Genomic DNA, 17,636 nt, shown 5'->3' with positions numbered 1-17,636 from the left:
CCCACGCCCGCACGCCCACGCCCACGCCGGACCGAAGGAGAACCATGACCCTGACCGCCACCCCCACGGAGGTGACTCCCGAGCGGCTGGCGGACGCCCGCAAGGCCGTCCTCAGCAGCTCCATCGGTGCCGCCCTCGAGTGGTTCGACATCATCGTCTACGCGTCGTTCGCCATCGTCATCGCGGAGAACTTCTTCCCCGAGGGCGACCAGACGCTGGGCCTGATCCTCACCTTCGCGACGTTCGCCATCTCCTACCTCGTGCGACCGCTCGGCGGGATGATCATCGGCGGCTACGGCGACCGCCACGGGCGCAAGAAGGCACTGACCCTGACGCTCCTGCTCATGATGGTCGGCACGATCCTCATGGCCGCGGCCCCGACGCACGCCATGGTGGGCGCCTGGGCGGGCGTCCTCATCCTGATCTCGCGTCTCGTCCAGGGCTTCTCGGCCGGCGGCGAGTTCGGCTCCGCCACGACGTTCCTCGTCGAGACGGCCCCGCACCGAAAGGCGTACTACGCCTCGTGGCAGGTGGCGAGCCAGGGCATCTCGATGTTCCTCGCCTCGGCCTTCGGCTACGTGCTGTTCAACCAGCTGTCCAAGCAGGACCTCTACTCGTGGGGCTGGCGCATCCCGTTCATCCTCGGCTGCCTCATCGGCCCGGTGGGCCTCTACATCCGGGCCCGTCTGACGGAGACCAAGGAGTTCACCGACAGCACCCCGCACGAGGCGCCGATCCGCGCGACCTTCACCGAGCACCTGGGCCGCGTGCTCACCGGCTCGGCCTGCGTCGGCGTCGCGACGATCTCGGTCTACCTCATCCTCTTCATGCCGACGTATGCCGTGAAGAACCTCGGGGTCCCGGCGAGCGCCGCCTACCTCGGCGGCGTCGTGGCGGGCATCGTGACGATGGTCGGTGTGCCGCTCGTGGGCCGTCTGGCCGACCGGGTCGGTCCGGCGCGGGTGATGACGTGGGCGGCCGTCGGTGCGCTCGTGCTCGCCTGGCCGCTCTTCGCCGTGGTCATCGCCTCGCCGACGGTGCCGGTCCTCGTCGTCTCGATCGGGATCCTCGGCGTCATCATGGCCTTCTACTTCGGCCCGCTGCCGGCCCTGCTGACGACGCTCTTCCCGCGCGACGTGCGTGCCACGGGTGTCTCGGTCGCCTACAACGTCGGCGTCACGGTGATGGGCGGGATCGCGCCGCTCGTGCTGACCTGGCTCATCAGCCTCACCGGGTCGCTCAATGCGCCCAGCGTCTACTACATGGCCGTCGCCGTGATCTCGCTCGTCGGGCTCGCCGTGGCCCGTCGCCGCTACGACGCCAGCTAGGAGCGCCCATCTGTGCGGCCCGCCTCACCCGACGAGCTGGTCCCGTCGCCGGGTGAGGTGGGCACGCTCGCCCGGGTTGCCGGTCAGCTCGATGGCGCGGTCGTATGCCGTCCGCGACTCGCCGCTGCGACCGAGCCGACGCAGCAGCTCGGCCCGGGCGACGTGGAACGCGTGGTAGCCCTCGAGCACGTCGCCCAGGCGGTCGACCTCGGCGAGGCCGACGAGAGGTCCGTCGAGCTCGGCCACCGCCACGGCGCGGTTGAGCCGGACGACCGGTGACGGGTCGAGTCGCGCCATCGCGTCGTAGAGGGCGACGATCCGTGACCAGTCCGTGTCGCGTGCGGTCGGGGCGTCGGTGTGCACGAGGTTGATGGCGGCCAGCAGCTGGTAGCGCCCCGGCCTCTCGCCGCCCGCCGCGACGACCCGCAGCCGCTCCTCGACGAGGGCCCGGCCCTCCGCGAGCAGGTCCCGGTCCCAGGCGCCACGGTCCTGCTCGTCGAGGGTCACCAGCTCGCCGGTGCTCGAGACCCGCGCCGCGCGCCGGGCGTCGGTGAGGAGCATGAGGGCGAGCAGCCCGGCCACCTCGCCGTCGTCGGGGAGCAGGTCGTGGAGCAGCCGGCCGAGGCGGATCGCCTCGTCGGACAGGTCGACCCGGACGGCGTCGTCCCCCTCGCCGGCGAGGTAGCCCTCGTTGAAGACGAGGTAGACGACGGCGAGCACGCCGGTGACGCGCTGGCGGAGGTCCTCGGCGGACGGCACCCGGTAGGGGATGTGCGCCGCCGCGATCTTGCCCTTGGCGCGCGTGATGCGCCGCGCCATCGCCGTCTCCTGGACGAAGAAGGCGCGCGCGATCTCGGCGACGGTGAGCCCGCCGAGCAGGCGCAGCGTCAGGGCCACGCGCGCCTCCATCGCGAGCGCCGGGTGGCAGCACGTGAAGACGAGCCGGAGCCGGTCGTCCTGGACCGGGCCGGTCGGCTCGGCGGGGGTGTCGTCGTGGACCATGAGGGCCGCCTGGTACTTGGCGTCGCGCAGGGACTCGCGGCGCAGCCGGTCGATCGCCCGTCGGGTCGCCGTCGTCGTCAGCCACCCGCCGGGGTTGGGCGGTATGCCGTCCCGTGGCCATCGCTCGACGGCGACGGCGAACGCCTCGGCCGCGGCCTCCTCGGCGACGTCGAGGTCGCCGAAGCGGCGGGCGAGGCCGGCGACCACCCGCGCCCACTCCTCGTGGTGGACCCGGGCGATCGCCTGCTCGACGGCGGGGTCGCTCACGGCTCCATCAGGGCCTGGACCGACGCGGGCGTCTGGAACGGCCGCACCTCGACCGTGCCGCGGCACGCCTTGGACGCCTCCGCGGCGAGCGCGAGGGCGACGTCGAGGTCGGGGGCCTCGATGACCCAGAAGCCGCCGAGGTGCTCCTTGGTCTCGAGGTAGGGGCCGTCGGTGAAGGCCGGTCGCTCGCCCCGGCCGTCGACGGTCGTGGCGGTCGTCGCCGGCTCGAGGCCGTCGGCGAAGACGAGGCGGCCCTCCCGCTCGAGCCGGTCGTTGAAGGCGCCGGTGTCGGCGAACGCCTCGAGCATCTCCTCGCGCGAGGGGTAGGGCCCGAACTCGGTGGGCTCGGCCGGTCCGAACACGGACAGCAGGTACCTGGCCATCGGTCTCACGCCTTCCCGGACTCGTCGTCCCGGGCCATGCCGGGACCGCGGAAACGGTGGACCTCCTGCGGCCAGTCGAGGACCACGGCGAGGCGCCCGGCCCAGTAGCGGGCCGTCTCGTCGTCGGGCACGTCGATGGCGCAGAAGCCGCCGAGGTGCTCCTTCGTCTCGACGAAGGGACCGTCGGTGAAGACCGGCTTGCCGTCCTCGGCGACGACGCTGAAGATCGCCGTGTCGGCATCGAGGCCGCCGTTGCTGAAGATGAGGACGCCCTGCTCCCGCATCTCGCGCACCACGGCCCTGCTCGCGTCCCCCTTGACCGCGATCTCGTCCTCGGTGTGCTCCCGCACCCACTCGTCGTTGAAGCTGATGAGGTACTCGGGCATGTTCGTCTCCTCCTGGTCGTCGGCGAGGGCCGTCTCGGCTCCCTCGCGTGCGGCGAGCGCCGCACACGAGGTCCACGAACGACCACGTCCCGATACGACACCTTTCCGGAAAAGTCCCGGTCGCGGCGGCATCGGCGCCACGCCGCCCACCGCGGGGTACGTTGTCGCCATGAGCGAGCCCCCCGGTCCGGCCGGGTCCAGCGGGCCACCCCCGCCCGACGAGCAGTTCACGGTGCCGGTGCCCAACGTCCAGCGCGGGCCCGCACCGACGCAGGCCATCCCGGTGTTCGACCCGACGCGGGAGCTGCCCGTCGCCGTCCCGTCCGCGCAGCCCACGGCGTCCTCACCGGCCGTGCCCTCTGTGCCTCCGGTCCCGTCGAACCCGTATGCCGGGCAGCCGGTCTGGCCGGGCACGCCCGGCACCACGGCCCGCGTCGCAGGCGAGGACGTCGACCCGCTGCTCGGGCAGATCGGCGTCGCGCTCTTCTGGGTCACCGTCGGCTGGTGGGTCTTCTTCCTCATCCGGGTGCTGGGCTACCTCACCCGCTACGGCCTCACCGACACGATCCTCATCCGCACCATCGATCTCGGCGCGGAGGAGACCGTCGTCGCCGCGGTGCTCTCGGTGCTCGCCGCGCTGCTGCTGCTCCTCGGTCGTGGGCGCGCCGGACGTTCGGCGCTCGGATGGTCCTCCCTGGCCCTCGCGGTCGTCACGGTGGGCGTCGCCGTCTGGCGACTGCTGCCGTGAACGGAACCGACTGAGACGCAAGGGAACCCGGTGCTCAGGGTCACCTCGGCGCAGGAGGTCGCCGACGCATACGACCTCGGTGGCGCAGCCACTCTGACCGGCCCGGTCGCACGCGGACAGCTCGGCCAGGTGTGGCGGCTCGACACCGGTGAGGGCAGCCATGCCGTCAAGGAGTGGTTCGCGACGCCCGACCTCGACGACCTGTCACGCGGCGCCGAGCTCGTCGACGCCGCGCGCGAGGAGGGCGTGCTCACGCCGGCCGTCCGGCGCACCCCGTCCGGCGACGTGGCCACGACCGTCGACGGCACGGCCGTTCGCGTCTTCGAGTGGGTCGACCTCCAGCCCCGGTCGCGCCGGCTCGACCCCGTCGCGGTGGGCGAGGCGCTCGCGGCCCTGCACCGTGCCGGCAGACCGACCGATGAGGGCGTCGACAACTGGTTCGCGACCGGCTTCGGCGAGCAGCGCTGGCGCGAGGTGCACCAGCGCGTCGTCGACGAGGGCGCCCCGTTCGCCGGTGAGCTCGGGGCGCTCGTCGACGAGCTCGTCGCCGTCGAGTCGGTCATCGAGCCGCACGAGTCGCCGATCCTCTGCCACCGGGACCTCTGGGCCGACAACGTGCTCGCGACCCATGACGGGCGGGTGTGCGTCATCGACTTCGAGAACCTCGGGCCGGCCGACCCCAGCCAGGAGCTCGCCATGGTGCTCTTCGAGTTCGGCGACGACGACCCGGCTCGGGCCCGCCTGCTGCACCGGGCCTACCGCGACGCCGGAGGTCCGGGACGGGTGACCAGGCGCGGGCACTTCACGATGCTCGTCGCCGAGCAGGCGCACATCGGTCAGCTCGCGTGCTCGCGCTGGGTCGGGGCGAGCAGCGAGTCGGAGCGCGAGCGCCTCGCCCGGTGGTTCCTCGAGATCCCCGAGGACCCGGTGACGCTGCCGCGCATCGACCGGGTGCTCGCCGCCGTCACCTGACGACGACGCGCCTCACCAGCCGCCGCGCGCGGCCCCGATGAAGCTCGACGCCTCGCGCATCAGCGGCAGCACCGTGGCCTGGTAGGCGTGGTAGACGTCGGGACGTCCCGACCACACGCGGCTCGAGGGCTCGTTGTGCTCGTCGAGCTCGTGGACCCACGAGCCGTCACGCTCGTCGACGAGGTGGCGCACGGCATACGCCCACCAGCGCTCGTAGTCCTCGGCGTAGCCCGCCTCGCCCGTCGCGCGGTGCACCGTCCAGGCGGCGGCGATCGCCTCGGCGACGACCCAGTGCATGCGCTCGCGCACGACCGGCCGGTCCTCGAAGTCGGTCGTGTAGACGAAGCCCGGGGCGCCGTCGACGTCCCAGCCGTGCTGCACCCCGGCCGCGTAGAGGTCGCGCGCGGCGCCGGGGATCCACGCCGGGGCCTCGGCGCCGAGCGCCGTCCCCACGTGCAGCGCGAGCCGCGACCACTCGATGAGGTGGCCGATCGTCACGCCGTAGGGCTGGAACGGGTGGCCCGGGTCGTCGACGTTGTGGTCGAGGAGCGGGCGCCACTGCTCGTCGAAGTGCTCGGGCAGGCGCCAGTCGTGCGAGCGCGCGAAGCCGTCGACGACACGGGTCAGCACCCGGGTCGCCCGGTCGAGCCAGAGGCGGTCGCCGGTGACGTCCGCGGCCGCGAGGAAGGACTCGACCGTGTGCATGTTGGCGTTGACGCCGCGGTACGGGTCGAGAAGGTTCCACGAGGCGTCCCACTGGTCGACGACGAGCCCCTCGGACTCGTCCCAGAAGCGCTCGTCCATGACGCCGAGCGCCTCGTCGAGCAGGGCCCGTCCGTCGGGGTGACCCGACCCGGTCGCGGAGGCCGCGGCCAGGACGACGAACGCGTGGGCGTAGGCCTCCTTGCCGCCGTCCGGCCGGCCTGCGACGGACATCCAGCCACCGTTGCTGTCGTCGTGCAGGGTCGTGCGCAGGGCGCGGACCCCGTGGTCGACGAGGTCGGCGGCGCGCTCGTCGCCGTGGAGGTGGGCGAGGGCGAAGGTGTGGGTCATCCGGCACGTCACCCACGTCTCGGCGGGACGGCCCGGCGTGACCCGGCCGGCGTCGTCGAGCCAGCCGAAGCCGCCCGCGGGGTCGAGCGAGTGGGTCGCGACGTCGACGAGCCGGGCCGCGGCGTGCTCGAGGCGGCTGACCTCGGTCTCCGGGAGTCGGGGTGCACTCTCGGGGTGGGGCGTCTCGGGCATCGTCGTCCTCGTCAGGTCGGTTCGGGCTGGCCGCCGGTGCGGGACCGCGGCCCAGCCATCCTCCCGCAACGCCGTGCCGCACGTCCGGACGTTCGCGGCGGTGCGCGGCATATCGTGACCGCGTGACGAACATCGGACGGGTCATGCTGGCGCAGGTCAGGTCGATCGGGTCGCGAAACGCCTGCCTCGCGGCTGGCGAGCTCCCCGGCGGACCGTGGGCCGCACGCGGCGGACGCACCTACCGCACGGGCGCGAGCGGCAGCACGAGCGAGGCCATCACCCGGGCGCGCGCCATCCGCTCCGTCACGAGCGTGCGCGGCTACCAGGAGGTCGGCCGCGCGGACCTCTTCATCCAGGTGATCCCGTTCGCGTCACCCGAGGACGCGCGCGCGGGGCTGACGGAGCTGCGTGGCCTGCCGCGGACGATGCCGCAGTCCAAGGGGCTCTCGGACGTCGGCGAGCTGCGCACGGTGGCGCCGCCGACCATCTCCGGCACGACCCACGTCGAGGCGGCCGAGCAGGCGTTCCTGCTCGACGGCGAGCACTCGCGCACCCTCACCGTGTGGTGCGTGGCGAGGCAGACCGTCGTCGTCGCGGCGCTCGGCGGCCGGTCCGAGGCGATCCGGTGGCCACAGCTCGCCGAGATCGTCGAGGCGCAGGTGGCCGCGCTCGGCTGAGCCGGGCTGGGCCCGGCTCGGCTCGGCTCGGCTCGTCTCAGACTTCGCCGCGTGCGACGGGTGTCAGCCGCGACCGAGGAAGCGGCCGAGGAAGCCGGAGCCCGAGGCCTTCTCGGCCGGGGCGTGACCGGGGCAGCGCTGGCCCGAGGGCACGTTGCGCATGACCTGGTCGACGTGCTGACCGCAACCGGCCCACGTCGTCTTGCCGCAGGTCCTGCAGGTGGTAGCTCGGCACATGGTGGTCTCTCCTGAAGTTCGCTCGTTATACCCATAGGGGTATCGATCTGCGTTCACGATACCGACGTCGCCGCGGCAGCCAACCGGGAACATCGACGCGAAGTCTGTCGTTGGATACCCCGGTGGGTATAGGTCGAACCACAGAGAAGGAGCCCCCATGGCAACCCAGACCCTCACGGCCGCCGACTTCGGCACCACGATCTCCGAGCACCCGATCGTCCTCGTCGACTTCTGGGCGTCATGGTGCGGCCCGTGCCGCATGTTCGCCCCCGTCTACGAGGCTGCGTCGGAGCAGCACCCCGACATCGTCTTCGGCAAGGTCGACACCGAGGCCGAGCAGCAGCTGGCCGCCGCGGCCCGGATCACCTCGATCCCGACGCTGATGGCCTTCCGGGACGGCATCCTCGTCTTCAGCCAGCCCGGCGCCCTGCCGGCAGCCGGCCTGGAGCAGGTCATCACCGCCGTCCGCGGCCTCGACATGGACGACGTGCGTCGCCAGGTCGCCGCCCAGCAGTCCGACGACGTCACCGCCTGACCCGACGACACCCAGGAGCCCTCATGTCGCACAGCCTCAGCACGACCCTCGAGCTCGGCTTCGACCGCGCCCTCGAGGCCACGCGCGCCCAGCTCACCGAGGTCGGCTTCGGCATCCTCACCGAGATCGACCTCGCGGGCACGCTCAAGGCCAAGCTCGGCGCCGACGTCGCGCCGCAGGTGATCCTCGGCGCCTGCCGCCCGCCGCTCGCGCTCGCCGCGATCGAGGCCGAGCCGTCCATCGGGGTCTTCCTGCCGTGCAACGTCGTCGTCCGCTCGCTCGACGAGACGCACACCGTGGTCGAGGCCATCGACCCCGACGCCATGGTGCGCCTGACCGACAACGAGACGCTCGCCACCGTCGCGGCCGACGCCCGCGAGCGGCTGACGAAGGCCCTCGCGGCCCTCGACTCCGCCCAGTAGGTCGGGCGGCTCAGCCGGGCAGCTCAGCCGGGCAGCTCAGCTGGGCAGGTCAGCCGGCGCGCCAGTCGGGTCCGAGGCGCACGACGTCGCCGACGACCACGACGGCCGGCGCCTGCACGCCCCGCTCGCGGGCCAGCTCGGCGATCGTGGCGACCGTGCCGACGGTCGTGCGCTGGTCGCGCGCGAAGCCGCGCTCCACGACGGCGACGGGACAGTCCGCCGACCGGCCGTGCTGCACCAGCAGCTCGGTCGTGCGAGCGAGCTGGGTGACGCCCATGAGCAGCACCAGCGTGTGGTCGCCGCCCGTCGGAAGCACGGGGATGTCCTCGTGGCCGGTGACGACCGTGAAGCCGCGCGCGACGCCGCGGTGGGTCACCGGGATCCCTGCTGCCGCAGGCACGCTCACGGCGCTCGTCACGCCCGGCACGACCTCGACGCGTATGCCGTGTGCCTCGCACGCGTCGCGCTCCTCGCCGCCGCGGCCGAGCACGTAGGGGTCACCGCCCTTGAGGCGGACCACGCCGAGGCCCCGCTGCGCCTCCTCGACGAGGATGTCGTTGATCCGTGACTGGGGCACGGGGTGGTGGCCGGGCGTCTTGCCGACGTCGATGACCCGCACCGAGGCCGGCAGCCGGTCGACGACGGCGCGCGGGGCGAGCCGGTCGACGACGACGACGTCGGCCGAGACGAGCAGCTCGTGGCCACGGGTGGTCAGCAGCCCGTCGGTCCCGGGACCACCGCCGACGAGCGCGACCCAGCCGCGTCGGCCGTGGGTGCGGGTGCGCCGCAGGTCCAGGGCGCCCGACACGAGCGCCCGCTCGACCCCGTCGCGGACGGTCACGGCCAGGCCGGGGTCGCCCGCGGCATACGCAGCCACGGTGACCCGGCCGTCGGGAGTGGTCACGTCGGCGCGCGCTGCGACGCTGGCCGTCGTGCCCCCGGCATCCGTCGCGTCGACGCACCAGACGCGGAGGGACTCGGCATCGGCAGCGACCTCGCGGTCGACCGACGGCTCGCCCGTCGCGGTGTGCGCGAACCACGCGCCGTCGAGGTCGGACGGGCCGGCGTAGTCGCGCTCGACCCAGTCGACCCGGCCGGCGGCCACCAGGTCGCGCAGGTCCTCGCAGACCCAGGGGGCGACGAGGCGCACGAGGGCACCCTCGTCGAGGAAGGCCCGGACCCGGCGTGCCGACACCGGTCCGCCACCGACCGCGACGACGAGGCGGCCGGTCAGGTCGAGGACGACCGGCAGCGCCGACTTCAGATCTCCCATTCCTCGTCACCCTCGGGCTGCGACGGGGCGTCGGCGGCGGTCGGCAGCGTGGCACCGACCATGCCCGCGGCGACCGTGCGGCCGTCGTGGGCGTCGATGAGCAGGAAGGACCCGCCGCGGCGCGACGTCGAGTAGTTCTCGACCGGCACGGGTGACGCCAGGCGCAGCGTCACGAGGCCGATGTCGTTGAGCGACAACGACTCCGCCGGCACAGCGTGCAGGTCGTCGAGGTCGAGGGCCCCGTCGAGCGTGCGGACGGCGGTCTGGACGGTGCGTGACCCGTGCTTGAGCAGCAGTCGCTGGCCGGGGCGCAGTGGGGCGTCGCCGAGCCAGCAGACGACGGCCTTGATGTCCTGCGTCGGCTCGGGGGCGTCGGTCGCGGCGGCGATGACGTCGCCGCGCGAGATGTCGATCTCGTCCGCGAGGCGCAGCGTCACCGACTGCGGCGCGAAGGCCTCCTCCAGGCTCGCCTCGCCGAGGTCGATACCCGTGACGGTCGTGCGACGGCCCGACGGGAGCGCCACCACCTCGTCACCGACGCGCACGACACCCGAGGCGACCTGGCCGGCATACCCGCGGTAGTCGCGGAACTGCGGGTCGCGCGCCGCGCCCTGCGGGCGGATGACGAGCTGCACCGGCAGGCGGAACGACTCGTTCGCGGGGTCGTCGGACGGCGGCAGCGCCTCGAGCAGCTCGAGCAGGCTGGGACCGGAGTACCACGGCGTGCGCGACGAGCGCTCCGCGATGTTGTCGCCGTCGAGGGCGCTGACCGGGATCGCGATGGCGTCGACGACTCCGAGCTCGCGGGCCACGGCCTGCACCTCGGCCTCGACGCGGTCGTAGACCTCCTGCGAGAAGTCGACGAGGTCGATCTTGTTGACGGCGACGACGACGTGCGGCACCCGGAGCAACGCGGTCACCGCGAGGTGGCGACGGGTCTGCTCGAGCACGCCCTTGCGGGCGTCGACGAGGAGCACGACGACGTCCGCCGTGGAGCTGCCCGTCACGGTGTTGCGGGTGTACTGCACGTGCCCGGGGCAGTCGGCGAGGACGAACGACCGTGTCGCCGTGGCGAAGTAGCGGTAGGCGACGTCGATGGTGATGCCCTGCTCGCGCTCGGCGCGGAGGCCGTCGGTGAGCAGCGCGAGGTCGGCGGCGGTGAGGCCACGGTCGCGCGACACGCGCTCGACGGCGGCGAGCTGGTCGGACAGCACCGACTTCGTGTCGTGGAGCAGGCGGCCGACGAGGGTCGACTTGCCGTCGTCGACGGAGCCGGCCGTCGCGAGGCGCAGCAGCGTGCCGCGACCGGCGCCGGCAACGGCGGCTGGGTCGAGCACGGGCGTGGTCTGCGTGGGGACGCTCATCAGAAGTAGCCCTCCTTCTTGCGGTCCTCCATGGCAGCCTCCGAGATGCGGTCGTCGGCGCGGGTCGCCCCGCGCTCGGTCAGGGTCGAGGCGGCCACCTCGAGGACGATCTCGGCGTTGGTGCGCGCCCGGGACTCGACGGCGCCCGTGCACGACATGTCGCCGACGGTGCGGTAGCGCACGAGACGCGTCTCGACCGGCTCGTCGTCGCGCGGCCGGCTCACCGGGCCGACGGCCAGCCACATGCCGTCGCGGCGGAAGACCTCGCGCTCGTGGGCGTAGTAGAGCGGCGCCAGCGGGATGTCCTCGCGGTCGATGTAGCGCCAGATGTCGACCTCGGTCCAGTTGCTGATCGGGAAGACGCGCACGTGCTCGCCGGGGCGGTGCCGGGGGTTGAAGAGGTTCCACAGCTCGGGGCGCTGGTTCTTGGGGTCCCACTGGCCGAACTCGTCACGGAGGGAGACGATGCGCTCCTTGGCGCGCGCCTTCTCCTCGTCGCGCCGGGCGCCGCCGAAGACGCCGTCGAACCGGTTGTCGTTGATGGCGTCGAGCAGCGGCACCGTCTGGAGCGGGTTGCGGGTGCCGTCGGCGCGCTCGCGCAGCCGGCCGTCGTCGATGTAGTCCTGCACGCTCGCGACGACGAGCCTCAGGCCGAGCCGCTCGACGGTCTCGTCGCGGTAGGCGAGGACCTCGGGGAAGTTGTGCCCCGTGTCGACGTGCAGCACCGGGAACGGGATCGGCGCCGGCCAGAACGCCTTGGTCGCGAGGTGCAGCATGACGACGGAGTCCTTGCCGCCGCTGAAGAGCAGCGCCGGGCGCTCGAGCTCGCCGGCCATCTCGCGGATGACGAGGATGGCCTCCGCCTCGAGCGCGTCGAGCTGGCTCAGCCGTCGGTCGGGTGCCGTCGAGCCGCTTGAATATGCGTTCGGCTGGTCGGCGTCCGCGACTGACGTTGCCGAAGCTGCTTGGGTGTCAGGCGTGTTCGTGGTCGTCGTCATGTGTGGAGTCCGCACTCGGTCTTGGCGAAGCCGGCCCAGCGGCCGGCGCGGGGGTCCTCGCCGGGCTCGACCCGGCGCGTGCACGGCTCGCAGCCGATCGACGGGTAGCCGTCGGAGAGGAGGGAGTTGACCTCGACCTGGTGCTCACCGGCATACGCCAGCAGCTCGTCGAAGGTCCAGGCGGCGAGCGGGTTGATCTTCACGAGGCCGTTCTTGGCGTCCCACGTCACGAGCGGGGTGTCGGCCCGGGTGGGGCCCTCCTCGCGTCGCACCCCGGTCACCCACGCCTCGTAGAGCGGGAGCGTGCGGGCGAGCGGCTCGACCTTGCGCATCTGGCAGCAGAGAGCTGGGTCGCGCTCGTAGAGGCGCGCACCGTACTTCTCGTCCTGCTCGGCGACGGTCAGCTCGGGGAGCACGTCGACGAGGGTGATCGGCAGGTCCTCGGCGACGATGTCGCGCGTCACGAGCGTGTCGGAGAAGTGGTAGCCGGTGTCGAGGAAGAGCACGTCGACGCCGGGCGCGAAGCGCGAGACGACGTGCGGCAGGACGGCATCGGCCATCGAGCAGGCCACGGCGAGCGTGCCGTCGAAGTGGAAGGCGGCCCAGGCGGCGACCTCGTCAGCGGTGGGCTCACGCTCGGGGTCGGCGGCGAGGGTCGCGTTGAAGTCGTCGACGATCGCCTTGAGCTCGGCCTCGGTGCGCCGCTTGCGCGGCACCGTGGGGGTGGCGAGGGGGACTGCGGTCACTGGAGGGCTCCTTCGTCTGCTCGGTAGCTCCACTGGGCGAACGTCTCGCCGTCGATGCGGCCGGCGACGTAGGAGCGCACGACGCGCTCGACGTAGTCGGGCAGGTCGTCGGCCGTCACCTTGAGGCCGCGGACGGTGCGCCCGAGACCGGCCTCGTCACGGTCGTGGGAGGCGAGGCCGCCGCCGAGGTGCACCTGGAAGCCCGGCACCTGCTGGCCGTCGATGGTGACGAGCTGGCCCTTGAGGCCGATGTCGGCCGTCTGGATGCGGGCGCACGAGTTGGGGCAGCCGTTGAGGTTGAGCAGGATCGGCGCGTCGAGCGAGCCGTCGTCGACGAGGTCGGCGAGGCGCGTCTCGAGCTCGGCGATGGCGTCGGTGGCGGTCTGCTTGGTCTCGACGATGGCGAGCTTGCAGTACTCGATGCCGGTGCAGGCCATCGTCGTGCGGCGGAACGGGCTGGGCCGGGCCGTCAGGCCGAGGCCCTCGAGGTCGGTGACGAAGTCCTCGACCCGGTCGGCGGGCACGTCGAGCACGACGAGCTTCTGGTGGGCGGTCAGGCGCACGGCGCTCGCGCCGTAGGACTCGACGAGGTCGCCGAGCCGGGTGAGCAGGGTGCCGCTGATGCGCCCGACCGTCGGAGTCGCGCCGACGTAGTAGTTGCCGTCCTTCTGCAGGTGCACGCCGACGTGGTCGCCGGGGCCGGTGGCCGGTGCGGGCGGCGGACCGTCGGGGAGCGGGTGGCCGAGGTACTCGGTCTCGAGCACCTCGCGGAACTTCGCCGGACCCCACTCCGCGAGCAGGAACTTCAGGCGCGCCTTGTTGCGCAGGCGGCGGTAGCCGTAGTCGCGGAAGATCGAGATGACGCCGTGCCAGACGTCGACGGCCTCCTCCTCGGAGACGAAGACGCCGATGCGCTCGGCCAGGCGCGGGGAGGTCGACAGGCCGCCGCCGACCCAGAGGTCATAGCCCGGGCCGAGCTCGGGGTGGACGACGCCGACGAGGGAGATGTCGTTGATCTCGTGCACGACGTCGAGGCTCGGGTGGCCGGTGATGGCCGTCTTGAACTTGCGCGGGAGGTTGGACAGGTCGAGGTCGCCGATGTACTTCTCGGTGATCCGCTCGATGAGGGGTGTCGGGTCGATGATCTCGTCGGCGGCGACGCCGGCGACGGGGCTGCCGAGGAAGCCGCGCGGCGTGTCGCCGCACGCCTCGGTGGTCTGCAGGCCGACGGACTCGAGGCGGCGCCAGATCTCGGGCACGTCCTCGATGCCGATCCAGTGGTACTGCAGGTTCTGCCGGTCGGTGATGTCGGCCGTGTCGCGGGCGAAGTCGGTCGAGATGCCGCCGAGGACGCGCAGCCGCTCGGGCGAGAGGGCCTGGCCGTCGCTGCGCACGCGGAGCATGAAGTAGCGGTCGCTCAGCTCGTCGTCGCTCAGCTGCGCGGTGCGGCCGCCGTCGATGCCCGGGCGGCGCTGCGTGTAGAGCCCCCACCAGCGGAAACGTCCCGACAGGTCCTGCGTCGGGATGGAGTCGAAGCCCTCGCGCGAGTAGATCTGCTCGATGCGCTCGCGGACGTTGAGGCCGTTGTCCTCGTGCTTCCACGTCTCGTTGCCGTTGAGCGGCTCGGGGCCGTCGACCTTCCACTGCCCGTTGGAGCGGTCGGCCCGAGGCGGACGGGTGCCGGGTCGGGCGGCGCCGGTCGTGGAGTCGGTGACGGTCATGTAATCGAATGTATAACCCATCATTATCTGGACCCATACGGGTCCAGAGTGCGGCCCTTTCCCACCAAGCCGGTGGGAATGCGCCGTCGCGCCGTCACGACGGGCGTATGCCGTGTGCCCGGGTCAGGGACCGGCGAGCTGTCCCGAGTCGACCGCCTGCACGATGCCGAGCACCGTCGCGAGGTAGCGCTGCGAGTGGTTGTAGGACAGCACCGCTGCCTCGAGGTCGGCCTGCCTGGACAGGTCGCGGCCGCCGGCGCAGAGGTAGTCGGCCGCCGCGAGCGCCGCGTCCTCGATGTTCTGCGGATCGGCGACGCCGTCACCGTTGCCGTCGGCGCCCCAGAGCCGCCACGTGCCGGGGATGAACTGCATCGGGCCGACGGCGCGGTCCCAGACGGGGTCGCCGTCGTAGCGGCCGCCGTCGGTGTCGCGGATCGAGGAGTACGCGCCGCCCGTCAGTGCCGGACCCAGCACCGGCGGGACGACGTCGTGCGAGGCGTCGAGGCTGCGTCCGCGCAGCGACGACGACTCCACCTCGCCGATCGCGGCGAGCAGCATGACCGGGATGTGGCAGCTGCTCTGGCGCTTGGCGGCGGAGACGTAGGCCGCCCAGATGATCTCGTCCTTGCTTAGCGTGGCCTTGGCGCCGCCGGTGGTCTTGCGCGGTGGCGCGGCGACGGGGATCTTGATGACCGCCTTGGGCTTCCACGGGGTCGGGTTGCTGCTCGTCCCTCCGCCGGGCTCGAGGGCGGCGGCCGGCACCGGCCCGACGTTCTCCATCGAGAGGGTGGCGGCGACACGAATCTCGTCGAAGACCGGCAGGACGAGATCGCCTGCGACGGAGCCGAACCCGGGACCGATCGGCGACGGCGACCCTGACGAGCCGGTGCTGCCCGACGAGGACGTCGCTCCCGGGGTCAGGGGCGACAGGAGCGGGGCGGGCGTCGGCGTCGGCGGGGCCGGGCTGTCCGCGGCCGACGCCCCGGCAGCCGACCCGAGCAGCAGCGCTCCGACCGCGAGCGAGGCGGCCGCAGCGCGTGCGGCAGTCAGCCTCCGCTCGGTCCGGCGTCGCATGTCGCATCCCTTCCCCGGCGGCGCGTGTCCGCCCTGCTCTCCAGTACAGCGCGAATCCTCGCATCGCGGCGACGAAAGGCAACTCCCACAGGGAGTCGCCCGCCCCGGACGGGACGGCACACCGGCGCATACCCCATCGTGGCCGGGTCGGTCCCCTCACCACGGCCGGCGCAGCGTCGAACTCAGCCAACTGTCATCGTTCAGGTGGTCATCGGCTCACGGACGGCTCACCGCGTCGAGAAGCCTTCGTCATCTTCTCGTCATAACCAGTGCCCGGTTTGCCTCGCTTGGTCCGGCTATCGGAATCGGTCTTCCGCGGGTGTGGCTTCTGTCTGCTCGTGCGAATGCGCGCCCGACGCATACTGATCGAGCAACTCGGGGAGGGGGGCCGGTCACATGGCCAGAGTCATGGTGGTGGACGACGAAGAGCGGGTCCGAACGCTGCTGGCGAAGTCGCTGGCCTCGCAAGGACACTCGGTGGTGACGGCTGCCTCGGCCAGTGCAGCCATCGAGCGGCTGGAGTCGAGGGACGTCGATCTCATCGTCCTGGATCTCGTCATGCCGGGCCTCGGGGGCCTGGCCGTGCTCGACGCGGTCAACGCGCGCAAGAGGTCGACGCCGGTCATCGTGCTGTCCGGCGTCACCGACGTCGGGACCCGGGTCGAGGCGCTCGACCGCGGCGCCGTCGACGTCGTGGCCAAGCCGTTCAGCCTGACCGAGCTGCTCGCGCGTCCGGCGCAACGTCGGCGCGGCGCGCGCACCCGCGGACGACCGCTTCCTCGACGTGGGCGGCATACGCCTCGACGTCGGGCGGCGACGGGCGACGTTCGGGTCGGTCAGCGCCTCGCTCACCGAGCGGGAGTTCAGCCTGCTCGCGCACCTCATGCGCCGCTGCGGGGAGGTGTGCCGCAAGGAGGAGCTGCTCCACGACGTGTGGCACCTCGACTTCGACCCAGGCAGCAACGTCGTCGAGGTCTGCATCGGGCGGCTGCGCTCCAAGCTCGGCCAGGACCTCCCGATCGAGACGCTGCGCGGCGTCGGCTACGGCCTCTACGAGGACGCCTGACGATGCGCCAACGGATGGTGGTCGTCTGGACCGTGGTCGCGACGCTGTGCGCGGCCGCCATGCTCGCCCTGCCGGGCAGCGAGACCGTGCCCTACCACGTGGGGTGGGCCGCCTTCGCGCTCTGCTTCGGCCTCGAGCAGTGGAGCCCGCGGGCCACGTGGATCGGCCTCGGTCTCTACACGGTCGTGACGGGCGGGATCCTCGTGACCCGCGTCGCGAACGGGGTCCTCGACTGGCAGGAGACGACCGAGATCCCCCTCATGCTCCTGCTCATGGCGCTGATGATCTGGCACGTGCGCCGGCGCCAGCAGGCGCTGTCGGACCTCACCGAGAACGCGGCGAGGGAGCGCGCCGAGTCGACGATGCGCGAGCTGCTCACGCTGCGGACCTCGCACGAGATGCGCTCGCCGCTCATGATCTCGCGCGGCTACGTCGAGATGCTCATGGACCGCACGCCGGCGGGTGAGGACCTCGCGGACCTGCAGGTCGTCGACGAGGAGCTCGTGCGCCTCACCCGGGTGTGCGAGCGGCTCGTGCGCAGCATGCGCGTCGGGGCCGACCTCGAGGTCACGGCCATCGACGTCGACGCCGTGCTGCGGCAGACCGCCCAGCGCTGGTCGATGGTGGCCCAGCGCGCGTGGACGGTCGAGTCGTCGGGGATCACCCTGGAGTGCTCGGGCGAGCGGCTGCGGGCCTGCCTCGACACCCTTGTCGAGAACGCCCTGCGCTACACCGAACGCGACGACGACACGGTGCTGCTCTACGCCCGTCCGATGCGCGACGCCATCGCGCTCGGCGTCGCCGACTCGGGACGCGGCTTCTCCACGGAGATGCTGCGCACGGCCGCCGGTCAGGGCGTCGTCCAGAACCAGGGGCCCGGCGAGATCCTCGACGGGGTGCGAGACGACCTCTCGCAGACCGGTCTCGGGCTCTCGCTCGTGCGGGACGTCGCCACCCGGCGCGGCGGCTGGTTGCAGCTGGGCGTGTCCCCGTGGGGTGGAGCCGACGTCGCGATGATCCTGCCGCTCGTCCCCCAGGTCCCGGTGGCGCCGATGCTCCGGCCGGTCCAGACCACGGCACCGGCCGGATCTGCCTGACCGATCCGGTCCGGCGCCCGTGCCGGCCGTGTCCGATGGGCTTGTCCCGATCGGACAGCCGGCCGACAGACCGTTGACTGCCGGTCGTGGGCCCC

General features: G+C 72.5%; 19 protein-coding genes and 1 pseudogene. 9 read left to right on the top strand and 11 right to left on the bottom strand.

Annotated elements, in window-relative coordinates:
- The first annotated feature begins 44 nt into the window (after positions 1-44).
- Positions 45-1,328, top strand: coding sequence for an MFS transporter (locus U5C87_RS05275; protein ID WP_330475582.1), 1,284 nt, complete (start codon positions 45-47; stop codon positions 1,326-1,328).
- 24 nt (positions 1,329-1,352) lie between these two features.
- On the opposite strand, the gene U5C87_RS05270 is transcribed toward U5C87_RS05275, so the two are convergent.
- The 3 genes from U5C87_RS05270 to U5C87_RS05260 are packed head-to-tail and all read right to left on the bottom strand — an operon-like array spanning position 1,353 to position 3,366.
- Positions 1,353-2,597 (bottom strand): RNA polymerase sigma factor, encoded by a 1,245-nt coding sequence (locus tag U5C87_RS05270; RefSeq protein ID WP_330475581.1) that lies wholly within the window; start codon positions 2,595-2,597, stop codon positions 1,353-1,355.
- Positions 2,594-2,980, bottom strand: coding sequence for a YciI family protein (locus U5C87_RS05265; RefSeq protein ID WP_330475580.1), 387 nt, complete (start codon positions 2,978-2,980; stop codon positions 2,594-2,596). The genes U5C87_RS05270 and U5C87_RS05265 overlap by 4 nt, the downstream gene beginning before the upstream one ends.
- A 5-nt stretch (positions 2,981-2,985) precedes the next feature.
- Positions 2,986-3,366: a YciI family protein gene (locus U5C87_RS05260; RefSeq protein WP_330475579.1), complete on the bottom strand. Its 381-nt coding sequence runs from the start codon at positions 3,364-3,366 to the stop codon at positions 2,986-2,988.
- Positions 3,367-3,535: 169 nt separating this feature from the next.
- On the opposite strand from U5C87_RS05260, the gene U5C87_RS05255 reads away from it, so the two are divergent.
- Both U5C87_RS05255 and U5C87_RS05250 read left to right on the top strand, forming a co-directional pair.
- Positions 3,536-4,114: a hypothetical protein gene (locus U5C87_RS05255; RefSeq protein WP_330475578.1), complete on the top strand. Its 579-nt coding sequence runs from the start codon at positions 3,536-3,538 to the stop codon at positions 4,112-4,114.
- A gap of 30 nt (positions 4,115-4,144) precedes the next feature.
- A complete protein-coding gene (locus tag U5C87_RS05250) occupies positions 4,145-5,086 on the top strand; it encodes a phosphotransferase enzyme family protein (protein WP_330475577.1) in 942 nt (313 codons plus the stop codon).
- A 12-nt stretch (positions 5,087-5,098) separates the two neighbouring features.
- Here U5C87_RS05250 and U5C87_RS05245 read toward each other — a convergent pair whose 3' ends face one another.
- Positions 5,099-6,331 (bottom strand): AGE family epimerase/isomerase, encoded by a 1,233-nt coding sequence (locus U5C87_RS05245; RefSeq protein WP_330475576.1) that lies wholly within the window; start codon positions 6,329-6,331, stop codon positions 5,099-5,101.
- A gap of 122 nt (positions 6,332-6,453) precedes the next feature.
- On the opposite strand from U5C87_RS05245, the gene U5C87_RS05240 reads away from it, so the two are divergent.
- On the top strand, positions 6,454-7,008 hold the full coding sequence (locus U5C87_RS05240) for a hypothetical protein (protein ID WP_330475575.1): 555 nt from the start codon (positions 6,454-6,456) through the stop codon (positions 7,006-7,008).
- Positions 7,009-7,071: 63 nt separating this feature from the next.
- Here U5C87_RS05240 and U5C87_RS05235 read toward each other — a convergent pair whose 3' ends face one another.
- Positions 7,072-7,245 carry a hypothetical protein gene (locus U5C87_RS05235; protein WP_330475574.1) on the bottom strand — a complete coding sequence of 58 codons (174 nt, stop codon included), beginning with the start codon at positions 7,243-7,245 and terminating at the stop codon, positions 7,072-7,074.
- Positions 7,246-7,402: 157 nt separating this feature from the next.
- Between U5C87_RS05235 and trxA the strand changes: the two genes are divergently transcribed.
- A complete protein-coding gene (gene trxA, locus U5C87_RS05230) occupies positions 7,403-7,780 on the top strand; it encodes a thioredoxin (RefSeq protein ID WP_330475573.1) in 378 nt (125 codons plus the stop codon).
- A 23-nt stretch (positions 7,781-7,803) separates the two neighbouring features.
- The gene (locus U5C87_RS05225) at positions 7,804-8,202 is read left to right on the top strand and encodes a DUF302 domain-containing protein (protein WP_330475572.1); all 399 of its coding nucleotides are present in this window, start codon (positions 7,804-7,806) and stop codon (positions 8,200-8,202) included.
- A gap of 49 nt (positions 8,203-8,251) precedes the next feature.
- Here the strand turns inward: U5C87_RS05225 and cobA are convergent, their stop codons facing one another.
- From cobA to U5C87_RS05195, 6 genes are all read right to left on the bottom strand, one after another.
- Entirely contained in the window at positions 8,252-9,475 is a 1,224-nt protein-coding gene (gene cobA / locus U5C87_RS05220) for a uroporphyrinogen-III C-methyltransferase (protein ID WP_330475571.1), read from the bottom strand.
- A complete protein-coding gene (locus U5C87_RS05215) occupies positions 9,463-10,839 on the bottom strand; it encodes a sulfate adenylyltransferase subunit 1 (RefSeq protein WP_330475570.1) in 1,377 nt (458 codons plus the stop codon). The genes cobA and U5C87_RS05215 overlap by 13 nt, the downstream gene beginning before the upstream one ends.
- A complete protein-coding gene (gene cysD / locus U5C87_RS05210) occupies positions 10,839-11,837 on the bottom strand; it encodes a sulfate adenylyltransferase subunit CysD (protein ID WP_330475569.1) in 999 nt (332 codons plus the stop codon). The genes U5C87_RS05215 and cysD overlap by 1 nt, the downstream gene beginning before the upstream one ends.
- Positions 11,834-12,583 carry a phosphoadenylyl-sulfate reductase gene (locus tag U5C87_RS05205; protein ID WP_330475568.1) on the bottom strand — a complete coding sequence of 250 codons (750 nt, stop codon included), beginning with the start codon at positions 12,581-12,583 and terminating at the stop codon, positions 11,834-11,836. The genes cysD and U5C87_RS05205 overlap by 4 nt, the downstream gene beginning before the upstream one ends.
- Complete coding sequence (locus U5C87_RS05200) at positions 12,580-14,304, bottom strand: nitrite/sulfite reductase (protein WP_330475567.1); 1,725 nt, start codon at positions 14,302-14,304, stop codon at positions 12,580-12,582. The genes U5C87_RS05205 and U5C87_RS05200 overlap by 4 nt, the downstream gene beginning before the upstream one ends.
- Before the next feature lie 123 nt (positions 14,305-14,427).
- Positions 14,428-15,378: a lytic murein transglycosylase gene (locus U5C87_RS05195; RefSeq protein ID WP_330475566.1), complete on the bottom strand. Its 951-nt coding sequence runs from the start codon at positions 15,376-15,378 to the stop codon at positions 14,428-14,430.
- A 396-nt stretch (positions 15,379-15,774) separates the two neighbouring features.
- Here U5C87_RS05195 and U5C87_RS22640 point away from each other — a divergent pair.
- The 3 genes and pseudogenes from U5C87_RS22640 to U5C87_RS05185 all read left to right on the top strand — a co-directional run.
- A pseudogene (locus U5C87_RS22640) lies at positions 15,775-16,047 on the top strand (response regulator); the annotation flags it as partial.
- A 115-nt stretch (positions 16,048-16,162) separates the two neighbouring features.
- Positions 16,163-16,444 carry a winged helix-turn-helix domain-containing protein gene (locus tag U5C87_RS05190; protein WP_330475565.1) on the top strand — a complete coding sequence of 94 codons (282 nt, stop codon included), beginning with the start codon at positions 16,163-16,165 and terminating at the stop codon, positions 16,442-16,444.
- A gap of 2 nt (positions 16,445-16,446) precedes the next feature.
- Complete coding sequence (locus tag U5C87_RS05185) at positions 16,447-17,541, top strand: sensor histidine kinase (RefSeq protein ID WP_330475564.1); 1,095 nt, start codon at positions 16,447-16,449, stop codon at positions 17,539-17,541.
- Positions 17,542-17,636: the final 95 nt, after the last annotated feature.

Origin of the sequence: Terrabacter sp. C0L_2, assembly GCF_036352015.1 — a bacterium.
Lineage (GTDB): Bacteria > Actinomycetota > Actinomycetes > Actinomycetales > Dermatophilaceae > Terrabacter > Terrabacter tumescens.
The sequence above is the reverse complement of the archived record's forward strand: the minus strand, read 5'-3'. Positions and strand labels throughout refer to the sequence as shown.